This is a genomic window from Streptomyces sp. NPDC006430 (assembly GCF_040612395.1).
Taxonomy (GTDB): domain Bacteria; phylum Actinomycetota; class Actinomycetes; order Streptomycetales; family Streptomycetaceae; genus Streptomyces.
The window spans coordinates 79,709-93,441 of record NZ_JBEXQA010000014.1; the positions used below are offsets into that span (position 1 = coordinate 79,709).

10 protein-coding genes are annotated in these 13,733 nt (G+C 71.7%); 2 read left to right on the forward strand and 8 right to left on the reverse strand.

What is annotated here, in order from left to right; all coding sequences use genetic code 11:
* Positions 1-723 precede the first annotated feature (723 nt).
* Entirely contained in the window at positions 724-1,860 is a 1,137-nt protein-coding gene (locus ABZZ20_RS21270) for an amidase domain-containing protein (protein WP_356871735.1), read from the forward strand.
* A 196-nt stretch (positions 1,861-2,056) separates the two neighbouring features.
* Here the strand turns inward: ABZZ20_RS21270 and ABZZ20_RS21275 are convergent, their stop codons facing one another.
* The gene (locus ABZZ20_RS21275) at positions 2,057-3,415 is read right to left on the reverse strand and encodes a phosphoribosyltransferase (RefSeq protein WP_356871737.1); all 1,359 of its coding nucleotides are present in this window, start codon (positions 3,413-3,415) and stop codon (positions 2,057-2,059) included.
* Positions 3,416-3,607: 192 nt separating this feature from the next.
* On the opposite strand from ABZZ20_RS21275, the gene ABZZ20_RS21280 reads away from it, so the two are divergent.
* Positions 3,608-4,159 (forward strand): CBS domain-containing protein, encoded by a 552-nt coding sequence (locus ABZZ20_RS21280; RefSeq protein ID WP_356871739.1) that lies wholly within the window; start codon positions 3,608-3,610, stop codon positions 4,157-4,159.
* A 252-nt stretch (positions 4,160-4,411) separates the two neighbouring features.
* Here the strand turns inward: ABZZ20_RS21280 and ABZZ20_RS21285 are convergent, their stop codons facing one another.
* The 7 genes from ABZZ20_RS21285 to ABZZ20_RS21315 all read right to left on the reverse strand — a co-directional run bounded on the left by ABZZ20_RS21285 (position 4,412) and on the right by ABZZ20_RS21315 (position 13,617).
* The gene (locus ABZZ20_RS21285) at positions 4,412-4,663 is read right to left on the reverse strand and encodes an acyl carrier protein (protein WP_356871741.1); all 252 of its coding nucleotides are present in this window, start codon (positions 4,661-4,663) and stop codon (positions 4,412-4,414) included.
* Complete coding sequence (locus tag ABZZ20_RS21290; protein WP_356871743.1) at positions 4,660-6,030, reverse strand: dihydrolipoamide acetyltransferase family protein; 1,371 nt, start codon at positions 6,028-6,030, stop codon at positions 4,660-4,662. The genes ABZZ20_RS21285 and ABZZ20_RS21290 overlap by 4 nt, the downstream gene beginning before the upstream one ends.
* Position 6,031: 1 nt before the next feature.
* Positions 6,032-7,036 carry an alpha-ketoacid dehydrogenase subunit beta gene (locus tag ABZZ20_RS21295; RefSeq protein WP_356871745.1) on the reverse strand — a complete coding sequence of 335 codons (1,005 nt, stop codon included), beginning with the start codon at positions 7,034-7,036 and terminating at the stop codon, positions 6,032-6,034.
* Positions 7,033-8,112, reverse strand: a complete 1,080-nt coding sequence (gene pdhA, locus ABZZ20_RS21300; protein ID WP_356871747.1) for a pyruvate dehydrogenase (acetyl-transferring) E1 component subunit alpha — start codon at positions 8,110-8,112, stop codon at positions 7,033-7,035. The genes ABZZ20_RS21295 and pdhA overlap by 4 nt, the downstream gene beginning before the upstream one ends.
* Before the next feature lie 25 nt (positions 8,113-8,137).
* Positions 8,138-9,928, reverse strand: coding sequence for an acetate--CoA ligase (gene acsA, locus ABZZ20_RS21305; protein WP_356871749.1), 1,791 nt, complete (start codon positions 9,926-9,928; stop codon positions 8,138-8,140).
* 304 nt (positions 9,929-10,232) lie between these two features.
* On the reverse strand, positions 10,233-10,907 hold the full coding sequence (locus tag ABZZ20_RS21310; RefSeq protein WP_356871751.1) for a hypothetical protein: 675 nt from the start codon (positions 10,905-10,907) through the stop codon (positions 10,233-10,235).
* 160 nt (positions 10,908-11,067) lie between these two features.
* Positions 11,068-13,617, reverse strand: coding sequence for a hypothetical protein (locus ABZZ20_RS21315; protein ID WP_356871753.1), 2,550 nt, complete (start codon positions 13,615-13,617; stop codon positions 11,068-11,070).
* Between the last annotated feature and the right edge of the window lie 116 nt (positions 13,618-13,733).

Below are 13,733 nucleotides of genomic sequence, written 5' to 3' on the forward strand. Positions count from 1 at the left end.
CCGAAGCCGCCTGCCTGCCGCGTGAGCGTCCTCTTCCGGCCGTATCCTGCCTGCCCACTCCCAATGCCCCCTCTGCTGTACTTTCCCGCACACCCTAGATGCACCGCCTGTGGGGCCGACGCGGTGGTCGGCGACCTGCCGCGACCGGCCGGTCGGTGCCGGTGGGTGCCGGCCCGGTTCGCTGCCGGACCCTTCCGGGCCCGAGCCGGGCCTGGACGTGGCTGCGCGCCGCGGTCCCGCGGAAGCGTCGCCTCCGCCGCCTGTGATGTCCAGCCGGAGCCTCGCAGCCCTGGCCGTGCCGTTGCGGCGGAACGGTCCGGGCAGACCAGGACGCGGGACCTGCCGCCGACCCGTGGCCGGGAGCCGGTCGAGGCGCCGGGTTGGCGCCGGGGGACGTCGTGACGATCGGTACCCCACCGCCGTGGTGGCCACCGTGGACCGCAAGCGCGCGGCGCAGGCATCGACGGTCACGAGTTCACGGTGCGTCAGCTGCTGCGAGGGGGCACGGAGGGTGAGGGGGCGTCCGGGAAGCCGAGCCGCCGGGCCCGCTCAACGGCACCATCTGCGTCCGCTCCGCGACCGAACGTGCTCTTTTCCTCGCCGATGTGCGCAGTACTCCGACCCCCTTCGGTCCGCTCAAGCGGAACGGAACGAAAGGTTCGCCAACTTGTGCGAGGATTCCGTCCCCCGGTCCGTGTGGACCGGGTGACAAGGGGAAATAGAGTGATACCAAAGACGTTCAGGCCCGCCGTCGGCGTGGCACTGACCGTAGCCCTGGCGTCCGTAATTCTGCCCGCCTCTGCGAGTGCAGTCTCTGGTCCTCACGAGGCCGACCGGACGACCGTCAACGCCTTTGCCCGTATAGCCGACGACGTGCTCTCCCAGCGCACCCAGGCCCTGGTCGAAGACCAGCCGGGGCACCGCCGTTCCGGCCCGACCTCCGCGAAGGCTCGCATGTCGAGCCAGCTGAAGCGGGACGAGGACGCCGCGCTTTCGTCGCTGCGGTCGCGCAAGACGCGGCTGGCGGAGCTCGGTGAGGCGTACACGGGAGCCGACACCCGGGTCAACGTGGACCGTGCGACGGTCACCGGCGGGAAGGCGACCGTCCAGGTCACCGAGGAGACCACGCTCACCTACAAGAAACTGCGGGGGGACGAGCCGGCGACGACCGACTTCCGGACGCGGTACGAGCTGAACCTCACGAGCAAGAAGGGCGGTTCCTGGGAGTTGACCTCGATCAAGTCCCAGGAGAACGGTCCCGTCGCGGTCAACGAGCCCGTGGCTGCCAAGGCGAACGTCGTCAAGGACGACGGCCAGACCTACCCTAACGGCACGCCCGCATCCACGAAGTACCCCGCGACGGCGAAGCCCAAGTCGAAGACCGGCGCCGCCTACGACTACACCGCGATGGCGAAGTACGCGGAGAAGTACTGGAGCAACTACAACCCGGCGTACCGGAAGTTCAACGGGGCCGGCGGTGACTGCACCAACTTCATCAGCCAGGCGCTGAAGGCGGGCGGCTGGAAGAACGTTTCGGGCACCACGTCGGACTACCGGAACTGGTGGTACGACGGCACCCGCCAGACCGACTCCTGGGTCGGCGCGAACGAGTGGGCCTGGTTCACCCTCTCCAACCAGCGGGCCACCAACCTGGCGAACGTCTACCAGACGGATGTCGGCGACATCGTGCAGATGGACTTCAACAGGGACGGGTCCAAGGACCACTCCATGATGGTGACGTACCGCAGCGGCGGTGGAATGCCGTACCTCACGTACCACTCCACCAACACCTACCGCAAGTCGCTCGCGAGCATCATCGCGTCCTACCCGAACGCGGTCTACTTCGCGTACCGCACCTGACGGGTGCCCTTCGGCTTCTCCTGCCGCGGAACCTCCGCGGCGGGAGGGGCCGGTTGGATCGTCTCCGCTCCGGAGGCCCACGGCCGGCCGGTGCGTACCCGGCCGCCCCCCCCGATCTCGTCGGCACCACGCGCCGGTCAGGACTCCGTGTCCATCGGAGCGTCCGGCCCGCAGGGGCATCGGCACCGTCCAGCGGTCACGTTCCCCGGTCTTCGTCCGCCCCGCGGGCAGCGGCCCCCAGAGGAGCGAGATGACGGACGAACCAGTCCAGTGCCGCGTCGGCCACCGCGTCCAGCGCACCGGGTTCCTCGAAGAGGTGGGTCGCGCCGGGAACCACCCCGACCCGGTGCTCGCAGCGCAGCAGCGCGGCGGCCCGGCGGTTGAGGTCCAGCACCTGATCGTCGGCTCCGCCGACGATCAGTAGGGTCGGTGCACGGACCGCGTCGAGCCGGGAAACGGCCAAGTCAGGGCGTCCGCCCCGGGAGACGATCGCGGTGATGTCCGACCGGGGTTCGGCGGCGGCCACGAGCGCAGCCGCGGCGCCCGTGCTGGCGCCGAAGTAGCACACGTGCAAGGACAGCCGCCCCCGGAGCCATCCAGTGGCCTGCGTCAGGCGCAGGGCGAGGAGCGGTACGTCGAAGACCTTCGCCCGGTCGCTCGCCTCGTCCGGGGTGAGGAGATCGAACAGCAGCGTCGCCAGCCCCGCCCGGTTCAGCACCTCGGCCACGTGGCGGTTGCGGGGGCTGAGACGGCTGCTGCCGCTGCCGTGCGCGAAGACGACGACGCCCGCGGCCTCCTCGGGTACGGTCAACAGCCCGGGCAGCGCCGTGCCTCCCGCGCTCACCACCACTTCCTGCGTCCGTGGCGGGGCGTGCTCCGACTGGGGCCTTCCCCGAGCCCGTTGCGGCGCTGCCGGGCGGGCCCTGGCCGCCGCGGCCAACAGTGCGGCGACCTCCTCGTCCCCGACCTGCGAGAAGTCCTCGTACCACTGGCCGACCGCGGTGAAACGGTGGGGCGCCGACAGGCACACCACGTCGTCGGCCTCGTGCCGGAGCAGCTCCAGCGCCTGCGGGGCCGCCACGGGAACGGCCAGCACCACCCGCGCCGCCCCGTGCTCGCGGGCCACCGTGCACGCCACGGACGCGGTCGATCCGGTGGCGGCGCCGTCGTCCACGATGACCACGGTGCGTTCGGTGAGCGCAATGCGCTGCAGACCGTGCCGGTAGTGCGTCAGCCGACGTTGCAGCTCCGCGCGTTCGGTCTCCTCGACCCGGGCACACTCGCGTTCCCCGAGCCGGGCGGCGCGGACCGTCTCCCTGTTGATCAGTCGTACGCCGTCCTCGCCGATGGCACCGAACGCCACCTCGGGCTGGAAGGGCACCCCGAGTTTGCGGACCACGATCACGTCCAACGGCGCGCCCAGAACCTTCGCGACCTCCACGGCCACGGGCACCCCGCCGCGGGGAAGGCCGAGCACCACCGGCTCGGCCAGGTCGAGCCGGGCGACCTCACCGGCCAGCCGTACACCGGCGGCCTTTCGATCGGCGAAGAGCATTCCGTACCTCCTGAACGTCCGGTTCGGCACAGCCGCCCTGATCCCATCGTCGTACCGGCCCGAGGGGCCCGCATCCGGCCGGGGGCCGCGCGACGCGGACGAGCCCCGACCGGCCCCTGCGCGAGTCGCAGTACGGGGCCATGCTGGAGGCCGGGGGACAAACCCTCACGACGCGGCGACAGGGAGTCCGCTATGGGATCGGCGCCACACCCGCAGGCACAGTCCCGAACGGCCGGGACGGACACGACGGTGATGTCCCTGTCCGTCGGGGAGATCATGCGGACGGACGTGGTGGCCGTCGCCGCCGACGAGACGGTGCTCATGGCCTGGGAGCTGCTGGAGAGGACCGGCGCCGCCCACCTTCCCGTCCTGCTGCCGGACGGCCGCTGCTCCGGACTCCTCGACCGCTGCGACATTGCGGTCGCGTGCTCCCAGCCCGCCGTCGGGCTCTCGGCGCAGGACGTGAGCACCCTGGTGGCCGGCCGCCGGTGGGCGGCCGTCCGGGCGGAGGAGAGCGTGCGGAAGGCAGCGGTCGCCATGACGGACAACGACTGCGACGCCCTCCCGGTGCTCGGAAGCGGCGGCAGGCTGGTCGGTGTGCTGACGGCCTCCGACGTCGTGGCCGCCCTGGTGCGGCACCCGGCCCCCGTGCGCCGGGCCGGCGAGGGGAGCCCGATCGGACCGGCCACGCTGACCCCGGGACTCCGGCCCCGGCGGGACGAACGGGTGAACCCCGTCCCATGACAGGCAACAGGATGAGGACGAGATGACCAGGAGGAACAACCACCGGGCCGCACGCGAGGCAGGTCGCAAGAGGCGGCCGCGACGGAGCGAGGGGGGCCGGCCGAGCGGCGCGCTGCCCGCACGCGGGGAGTCCCTCACGCCCCTCGCGCCGCCGCCGACGCGACACGGCGCCTCACCACGAGGGCGGTCCGTGCACACCATCCGGGTGCCGGAACTGTTCGGGTGACCGCCCCTGCGGTTCCCAGCACCAGGTCATGCGGGGGCGGAGCGCGAGGCGACGTAGTCGGCGCAGCCGTTCAGGGTGATCAGAGCGGGATAGTCCGTCTCCGGGAGTGGGAGGCCGGTGCGACTGCTCAGCCCCTCGACGAAGTTGAGGAAGTCCAGCGAATCCATCTCCAGACCGTCCCGGAAGTTCTCGTCGGGTGAGAGAACGCTCGGGTCGGCGCCCGGAACCACCTCCGTCAGCACGTCCTTGATCGCTTCGAGTGCCGCATCACGGTTCACAGGTCCTCCGGTCGCTGGAGCAGTCGGTCGATCGCGGTCAGGAAGCGGGCCCCGGTCGCACCGTCGCTCGCCCGGTGGTCGGCGGAGAGCGTGGCCGTCACGGTCGGGTGGACCGTGAGCATTCCGCCCACGGCCACCGGTCGTTCGATGACGCGCCCCAGTCCGACGAGCGCGACCTGGGGCGGGTAGATCACCCCGAAGACGGCCTCCACGCCCTGGTCACCGAGGTTGGTCACCGTGAGGGTCGGGTCGGCGGTCTCCGAAGCACGCAGGCGCCCGCCACGTGCCCGCGCGACGAGGTCCCGAAGCGCCCCCATCAGTTCCGGCAGCGGCATGGTGTCGGCATCCGCCAGCGCGGGCGCCGCGAGACCACCGCCGCGCAGGGACACGGCCACGCCGAGCCGTACCCCGCTCGCCGGGACGAACGCGTCCTCCTGCCAGTGCCCGTTCAGCTCCGGGACCTGGCGAGCCGCCAGGGCCACGGCCTTCAGCAGCAGGGCGACCGGCACGAGCCGCTCCGCCACCGGCCTGCCGGCGTTCCGGTCGCGCATCCACGTCATGGCGGCGGCGAGGTCCACCGTCGTGGACAGGTAGTAGTGGGGGATGTCGCGTTTCGCCCGCGCCATCAGCGCGGCGGTGGCCGCACGCGCCCCCGGCGCGGACTCCGCCGGCGCTGCGGGCACCGGCTTCCGCGCCGGCTCCTCCACCGGTTGCGGGGGTTCCGCTTCGCCGGGCGGACGACGGCCTGCCGCAGCACGTACGTCGTCCGCCCTGATGGCGCCGTCGCGCCCGGTACCCCGTAGGCCCTTCAGATCGACGCCCGACGACTGGGCGAGGCGGCGGGCGAGCGGCGATGCCCGGACCCGCTGCGACGGCTCGACCGGTGCGTGTTCGACGTCGGAGCGGGTGATCCGACCTCCCTTGCCGGAGCCGTGGACGGTGGACAGGTCGAGGCCCTTTCCCTCGGCGAGGTGTCGCACCAGAGGGGTGGACACGGCGACCTCAGTGCGCGGGGCGGTTCGACGGGGGCCGGGCTCCACAGCGGGAGCCGGTGTGGGCGCGCGCGCGGGAGCGGGCTCGGGCGCGGGCGTGACGGGACGCTCGGCGGCGGGCCGTGCGGCACGGGCACCACCGGCCGGGTCGATGGCCGCCAACGGCGTACCGACGGGCACGGTGGTGCCCGGCTCGACAAGGAGGGCGCTGATCGTCCCCGAGTCGAAGCACTCGACTTCGATCGTCGATTTGGCCGTCTCCACCACGGCGACGACATCCCCCTTGGCCACGGTGTCCCCCGGCCCGACCAGCCACTCGACCAGAGTGCCCTCCTCCATGTCCGCGCCGAGGGAGGGCATGGTGAACTCGGCCATGTCAGCCCACCGTCCGACGGACCGCGTCCACCACGGTCGCGACTTGGGGCAGTGCGGCCTCTTCGAGCTGCCGCGCGTAGGGGATGGGCACCTCCGCGCTGCAGACGCGCTGCACCGGGGCGTCGAGCTCGTAGAAGACCTGCTCGGTGATGCGTGCCGAGACCTCCGCGGCCAGACTGCCGCTGCGCCAGGCCTCGTCGATGACCACCGCCCGGTGCGTACGGCCGACGGAGGCCATGATGGTGGCGTCGTCGAGGGGCCGCAGGGTACGGAGGTCCACGACCTCCGCGCTGATGCCCTCCTCGGCAAGGACGTCCGCCGCCGCCAGCGCCTTGGGCAGCGAGCCCCCGTACGTGATGACGGAGACGTCCGTGCCCGCCCGGCGCACGGCAGCGGTATCGAGATCGACGGCTTCGACGGTCTCGTCCAGCACGCCCTCCGCGTTGTACAGACTGCCGTGTTCGAAGATCAGTACCGGATCCGGGTCGGCGAGGGCAGCCGCGAGCATGTGCCGCGCGTCGTCCACCGTCGCGGGGGCGAGCACCCGGATGCCGGGGATGTGGGCGTACCAGCCTTCGAGACTGTGGGAGTGCTGGGCGCCGAGCTGCCGCCCGGCCCCCGTGGTCATGCGGATCACCACGGGGACGCCCAGTTGCCCGCCGGACATGTGCAGCAGGGTGGCCGCGTTGTTGAGGATCTGGTCCATTGCGAGAAGACTGAAGTTGACGGTCATGATCTCGACCACGGGCCGCATCCCGCCGAGCGCGGCCCCGATGCCCGCACCCACGAATCCCGACTCGGACAGCGGAGTGTCACGGATCCGTTCGGGTCCGAACTCTTCGAGGAGTCCGAGACTGACGCCGAAGCATCCGCCGTACTTCCCGACGTCCTCGCCCATGAGGAAGACCCGCTCGTCCTCGGTCAGGGCGTCGCGGAGCCCCGCGCGCAGTGCCTCTCGGTACGTGGTCGGCCGGGGAGCGTCGGTGGACGGCTTGCGCGTGCTCATGCGGTGCTCCCGGGTGGGCTCGTGACGAAGCGGAGCAGGTCCGTGACGGGCTCCACGGGAGCGTCCTCCGCCGACCGGACGGCCCGGTCGATCTCGTCGAGTACGCCCGCGTCGAGCTCCTCCATCGTCTTGTCGTCGAGCCGGCCGTCCGTACGCATCCGGTCGGCCAGTGCCCGGACGGGGTCGCGGCCCTTCCACGCCTCGATCTCGGACTTGGCCCGGTACCGGTCGGGGTCGTACATGGAGTGGGCACGGAACCGGTACGTCTGGGCTTCGAGGAAGTGCGGTCCGTTGCCCGCCCGTACCGACTCCACCGCCCGGTGCGCGGCGGCTTCGACGGCGAGCACGTCCATGCCGTCGACGGTCCAGGCGGGCATGCCGTACGAGGCGGCCCGCATCGCGAGGTTGGTCTGCGCGTGCTCTCGGGCCAGGCTCGTTCCCATGGCGTACAGGTTGTTCTCGCAGACCAGCAACAGGGGCAGCTGCCACAGGGCCGCGAGATTGGCCGTCTCGTGGAACTCGCCCTCGGCGAAGGCGCCGTCCCCGAAGAAGCAGCAGGTGACCCGGGTGTTAGCGCGCATCCGGTCGGAGAGGGCGAGTCCCGCCGCCAAGGGCAGTCCGCCGGCGACGATCGCGTTGCCCCCGTAGAAGCGGCGGCCCGCGTCGAACAGGTGCATGGAGCCGCCGCGCCCGCGGCTGCAACCGGTGGCCTTGCCGTACATCTCCGCCATCACGGCCTCTGCTGGCACGCCCCTGGCCAGCGCGTGCCCGTGCTCGCGATAGGTGGAGACCACCGCGTCCTGCTCGCCCAGCGCCTGGTTGACGCCCACGGCGACGGCTTCCTCGCCGATGTAGAGGTGGACGAACCCGCGGATCTTCGTGCTGCTGTACAGCTCGACGCACCGCTCCTCGAAGCGGCGGATGACGAGCATCTGCCGCAGCAGGGAGTGGTGGTGTTCCGGCGCCGGGCGGCCGTCGGGAGCGCCACGAGCGGCGGTGCCGGCCGCCTCGGTGCGCCGGCTCTTGCGTGCTGCCGGACGGGCTTGTCCTTCCGTCCGCGCGCGGGTGCTGCTCATCGTGCCGCCTTCTCTCGGGAGCGGGTCATCCGGGATTTTCGAGGGTGGACAGGTCCCCTTCGGGCAACCCCAGTTCCCGGGCCCGCAGCAGTCGGCGCATCACCTTGCCGCTGCGGGTCTTGGGAAGGTTCTGATCGAACTCGATCTCTCGGGGAGCCACCGCGGGACCCAGCCGGCGGCGGGCGAACGCCAGGAGGTCCCGTTCGAGGGCCGCATCGGGGGCGAGCCCCGGGCGCAGCGAGACGAAAGCCTTGACCACGGACCCCACGACGGGGTCCGGGCGGCCGATGACACCGGCTTCCGCCACGGCGGGATGTTCCATCAGCGCGCTCTCCACCTCGAACGGACCGATGAGGTGTCCTGCCGACTTGATGACGTCGTCGGCACGGCCGACGAACCAGAACCATCCGTCCTCGTCACGCTTCGCCAGGTCACCGGTGAGGTACCAGCCGCCGGCGAAGCACGCCACGTAGCGGGATGCGTCGTGCAGGTAGCCCCGGAACATCGACGGCCAGCCCGGACGCAGCGCCAGTTCTCCCTCGACGTCCGCTTCGCCGATCACCCGCACGCGCCCGTCGGTGATCTCCACACGGCCGTCCTCGCCGCGTTCCAGGAGCGCGGCCTCGATGCCGGGCAGCGGGCGCCCCATGGAGCCAGGGCGGATGTCGCTGGACGCGAAGTTGGCGATCATGATGGCACCCGTCTCCGTCTGCCACCAGTTGTCGTGGATGGGCAGACCGAGGACGTCCTGCCCCCACAGCACCGCTTCGGGGTTCAGCGGCTCGCCCACGCTGGCGATGAAACGGAGGGCCGACAGGTCGTACGGTCCCGGCAGCTCTCGGTCGCCCTCCCGGGGCGTGGCGCGCATCAGCATGCGGACGGCCGTCGGGGCCGTGTACCAGACGTTCACCCGCTGGCTGTCCAGGATGCGGTACCAGCGGTGCACGTCGAAGTCGCCCTCGTCCACCACGACGGTCGCGCCGTGGGTGAGCGGCGCGATGATCCCGTACGAGGTGCCCGTCACCCACCCGGGGTCCGCCGTGCACCAGTAGACGTCCTCCTGGCGAAGGTCGAGCGCGAAGGCGGCCGTCGCGTGGTGCGCGACGACCGCCTCGTGCACGTGGACCGCTCCCTTCGGGGCCCCCGTCGTGCCGCTGGTGAAATGGAGCAGCGCCATGTCTTCCGGATCGGTGGGCGCGACCGTGTACTCCGGCGGGGACTGCTCCATGAGCGCGGCGAAGGAGACGGTCCCCGGGGGCGGGTCCGTGACCGGACCCACGAGCAGGACGTGCTCCAGCCGTGACAGGCGGTGCCGGTTGTCCGCCACCTTGCGCCGGTACAGCGCTTCCGTGGTGACGAGGACCCGGGCATCGCCCAGCTCCAGTCGCTGGCGCACGGGGTCGGGGCCGAAGGCGGAGAACAGGGGACACAGCACGCGCGCGCTGCGCAAGGTGCCCAATACCGTCGTATACAGCTCGGGGCAGCGTCCCAGGAGGGTGAAGACCCGTTCCTGCCGTCCCACGCCGAGGGACGTGAGGACGTTGGCGAACCGGCCCGTGAGGGCGGCGAGCTCGCCGTAGGTGAGGCGGGTGACGCTGTCGTCGGCCGCGATGCAGCGCAGGGCCTCCCGCCCGCCCCTTCCTGCGAGCAGGTGGCGGTCTACCGCCTCGTACCCGATGTTGAGCCCGCCTCCGGGCAGTCCCGACAGCGCGGACCGGGCCTCGGCCCAGGTGAAGTCCGCACGGGCCCGCTCGTAGTCCTGGAGCACGAAGGCCGTGCCGGGCCGGGGCTGTTTGTGGATGATCGGGTGGTCCATCGTGGGTCCTTGTCCTCACCTGGCAAAACCCAAGGAGACAGCGTGACGCTTGGTGACGGCCGCTGACGCGGCAGGGTGTCCCCGGGCGCCACCCGAACGGTCCAGGCGCGAGGGGCGCCGCCACCGGCGCTCAGGACCCACGATCCGCTGGGCACCGCAGGAGGAGGAGGGCCGAACGGTACGGAGCCGGGACCGATCGGACCCATCCGGGGGACACGTCCTTCCGGGAAGATCCAGAACGGCGCCGGCCCCCCGCCCCGCGCTGCGGCGGAACGGGGGGCCGGTGTCATGCGAGAGCCGTGGCTCAGCGTGCCTGGACGAACGCGCGGCCGGTACGGGACCCGTCGGAGCAGGAACGCTTCTCCGCAGCGGTCATCTTGCGGCTCTTGACCACCACCGCATTGGTCTTGCCGTCGGTGCCGTTCTTGGCCGGACCCGTGATGGTGTCCTGGAAGAACCAGTAGTAGTGCCCCCACCTGGGGCTGTCGTAGTGGGTCTGCCAGGTGCCGGAGACCCTCTGCATCACCTGGGCGCGCGAGATCCAACCCACCTCGCCCGGCTTCACCGTCATGTTGAGCGAGCTGCTTTCCGAATGGGTGCTCGACCAACTGTGGCTGTAACTCGCCGTTACGCTCAGGTCAACGATGCCCGCGATCTTGCCGCCCGCAGTGACGGAGACGCCCAACGAGTCGGTGGAACCCACCGTGTCGTCCCAGGTCATCGTCTGGGTGGAGTCGGACGAACTGCAGTTGTACAGCGAATCCGACACCTGCCGGAGCTCACCCAGGTAAGCCTCTTCGAGCTTGGGCGAGTTGAACGTGCACTTGCCTTCGCCCGAACCGCAGTCCGCCATGAGCTGCTGTCGTGTCGGCTGGTCGGCGGCGGACGCCGGAAGGGCGGTCGCCGCGGCGACGGCGCAGGCCGCCACCGTCATGGTCAGCGCGCGGGCTACGGAGCGCCTGACGCGGGTTGTTGTCATCCTGGTACCTCTCACCGTGCTGGGGGGTCGGTGAACGGGCGTACGGCGGAGGCGATTTCGAGCGCCACCAGCAGCACGGACGATCACCGCCTGTTGCTCCTGAGATTCTCCCGACCGGTCCCAGGGGTACGGCGCGAATGAGTCAACCCGCGGTACGAGTTCAATGCTGCTCGACGCGGCGCGGAGTCGGGCGGAGCACCGCGACCTCCGGGCCGAAGGCCACCACGAGCCGCCCACCGGGCGCAGCTGCGAGCGCCCCCACCGGAAGCGGGAACAGGTACGCGTCCTCAACGGCACGTCCAGTGACCAGGTCCACGAACTGCACGCTCCGCCCTTGGGCGGTTGCCACCACCGGCCGACCGTCCCTGACGGTGACGGCCATGGTCCCGTTCGGGTCCGTGTCACAGGTCGCGCCACCGACCTGCCTCATGGTGGTGAGGTCCCACAAGCGCACCGTCCTGTCCCGGCTCCTGCTGATCGCGACGGGCTTCCCCTCCAGCACCGCGGTGGCCACCGAGGTCACCCAATCGGTGTGGCCGGTCAGGGGTTCGCCGGTCTGCCGACCGGTGGTGAGGTCCCACAGTCGTACGGTCTTGTCCCAACTCCCCGTGACCGCGACGGGCCGTCCCTCCAGCACTGCCGTGGCGACGGAGGTCACCCTGCTGGAGTGACCGGTCAGCGGTTCGCCGACCTGCTGATGGGTGGCGAGGTTCCACAGGGCCACGGTGCGGTCGGTGCCCGCCGTGACGGCGAGCGGTTGACCGCCCACCGTTGCGGCGGCGACGCCCAGCACCTTGCCTTGGTGGCCGAGGACCGGTTCGGCGGGGTGCCGTTCGCCGGCCAGGTCCAGCACGTGCAAGGTGGCGCCCGGACCGGCGGCCACGGCGACGACCCGCCCGTCCACCACCGACGTGGCCAAGGCGGTCACCTCACCGTCCGGGCCGGTCACGGGGGCCGAGACCAGCTGCCCGGTGGCCAGGTCCCAGAGGCGCAGGACGTGGTCGGCGCATGCCGTGACGGCCACCGCTCGCCCGTCGAGGACCGCCGTGTCCATCGCCACGGCGGATCCGGTGTGCCCCGTGCGCGGGCCGCCGCTCGTAAGGGCGTCGGTGAGGTCCCAGGTCCGGAGCGTGTGGTCGGCGCCTGCGGTGACGGCCACCGGCCGGCCGTCCACGACCGTGGTGGCCACGTCCCACACCCTGCCCGTGTGGCCGGTCAGCGGCGGGTCCCACGGCAGTCCGGTGGCCGGGTCCCGTACCACCACCGTGCCGTCCTCCTCCAGGGTGAGGACGGCCGGGGCGTCGTCCGTCCCGTCCCGGACCGTGCTGCCGCTGCCGCTGCCGCTGCGTTCGTTCCTGCGGCCGGAGATCCGGTGCCACAGGTCTGCGTCCTTCGCCGCGCCGGGGGAAGGGGCGGGCTCCTGTCCGTTCGGGCCGATGCTCCGGATCACGCGCATGCCGTCCACGCGCGGATGATCGGCCGTCAGGTCCCAGATGCGCAGGGTTGCGTCCTCGTCGACGGTGAGGGCGACGGTACGTCCATCCAGCACTGCGGTGTCCCGCCCTCCCTCCAGAGCGCTGATACGGCGGGCGTGGGCCAGGGCCCCGACGAACCGGGGCTCTTCGTCGTCGAGCCCGATGGCGACGACGCGCCCGTCCACCACGGTCACGGTGGAGACGCCGGGTACGTCCTCGGCGTCGTACGGGATCGGGTCGGCCGAGGAGGTCCCGACCGGCTCGCCGGTGGCCAGGTCCCACCACGGCCCTGGTACGTCCTGGCCCACCTGAAGCGTCACGGCGAATAGGCGCCCGTCGAGGACGACGGTCCGCACCACCTCCAGTGACACCGCCAGTTGACGGCCGGTGCTCAGGTCCCACACGCGCACCGTCCGGTCGACGTCGGTGCTGTCGACGGTGACGACGACGCGGCGACCGTCCAGCACGGCGATGTCGGTGGCCGACCGGAACGCGCTGACCTGGCGGCCCGTGAGCAGGTCCCCCACGCGTAGGGTCCCGTCAGCCCCATGGGTGAGCACCACACGGCGCCCGTCCAAGGCGGTGCTCTCCACGAGCCCGACGAACTCCCCGGCCGCGCGGCCGGTGGCCAGGTCCCACACGAGCACCGACCCGTCGGCGTGCAACGTGAACGCCACGGTCCTGCGATCGGCCACCGCCGTGGCGACGGAAAGGACCTCGGCCGTCATCGAGGACACCGGGTCCGTGCGCCCGGTCACCGGATCGTGGAGTTGTACGCCCGTAGCGACGTCCCACACGCGCACCGTGTTGTCGCGGCTGCCCGAGACGGCGACCGGTCTGCCGTCGACGACAGCCGTCGCCACCGCCCGCACCGGGCCGCCGTGACCCGTGAGGGAGCGCAGCAGCCGGTGGTCGGGCAGGGAACCGCCGGCCCACTCCGCGGTCCACTGGGCCAGGGGCTCTCCGGGCAGCTCCACCGCCCCGAAAGACGCGGCCAGTTCCGGTGCACCGAGCCGGGCGGCGTCCAGCGCCAACACCTGTCGGCGCTGGGCCGCCCCGAGCGTCCGGTGCACGTCGGAGGAGGCCCGGTACACCGCCGCGATGGCCCGAACCCGCGGATCGTTCGACCGTTCAAACAGGGCGAGCGCGTGTTCCGGTGCGGCGGTCACCACGTACCCCGGATCCAACAGCGAGTCGGTCACGTCGGCGGGCACACCCGTGGAAGTCTCAGACATGTTGCAGAGGCTAGAGGCAGGTTCTGACATCGACCGCCGACGGCCGCGCACCGGGACGCCGGTCATCCCGTGCGGTCCGGGGTCGGTGAGGCTCCCGCTGGCTGCGGGCGGTTCCC

Bases quoted from the DNA above. Each gene is read 5' to 3' on its own strand.
- ABZZ20_RS21275 (WP_356871737.1), bottom strand. From the start codon at position 3,415: ATGCTCTTCGCCGATCGAAAGGCCGCCGGTGTACGGCTGGCCGGTGAG.
- ABZZ20_RS21280 (WP_356871739.1), top strand. From the start codon at position 3,608: ATGGGATCGGCGCCACACCCGCAGGCACAGTCCCGAACGGCCGGGACG.
- ABZZ20_RS21290 (WP_356871743.1), bottom strand. From the start codon at position 6,030: ATGGCCGAGTTCACCATGCCCTCCCTCGGCGCGGACATGGAGGAGGGC.
- ABZZ20_RS21295 (WP_356871745.1), bottom strand. From the start codon at position 7,036: ATGAGCACGCGCAAGCCGTCCACCGACGCTCCCCGGCCGACCACGTAC.
- pdhA (WP_356871747.1), bottom strand. From the start codon at position 8,112: ATGAGCAGCACCCGCGCGCGGACGGAAGGACAAGCCCGTCCGGCAGCA.
- acsA (WP_356871749.1), bottom strand. From the start codon at position 9,928: ATGGACCACCCGATCATCCACAAACAGCCCCGGCCCGGCACGGCCTTC.
- ABZZ20_RS21310 (WP_356871751.1), bottom strand. From the start codon at position 10,907: ATGACAACAACCCGCGTCAGGCGCTCCGTAGCCCGCGCGCTGACCATG.
- ABZZ20_RS21315 (WP_356871753.1), bottom strand. From the start codon at position 13,617: ATGTCTGAGACTTCCACGGGTGTGCCCGCCGACGTGACCGACTCGCTG.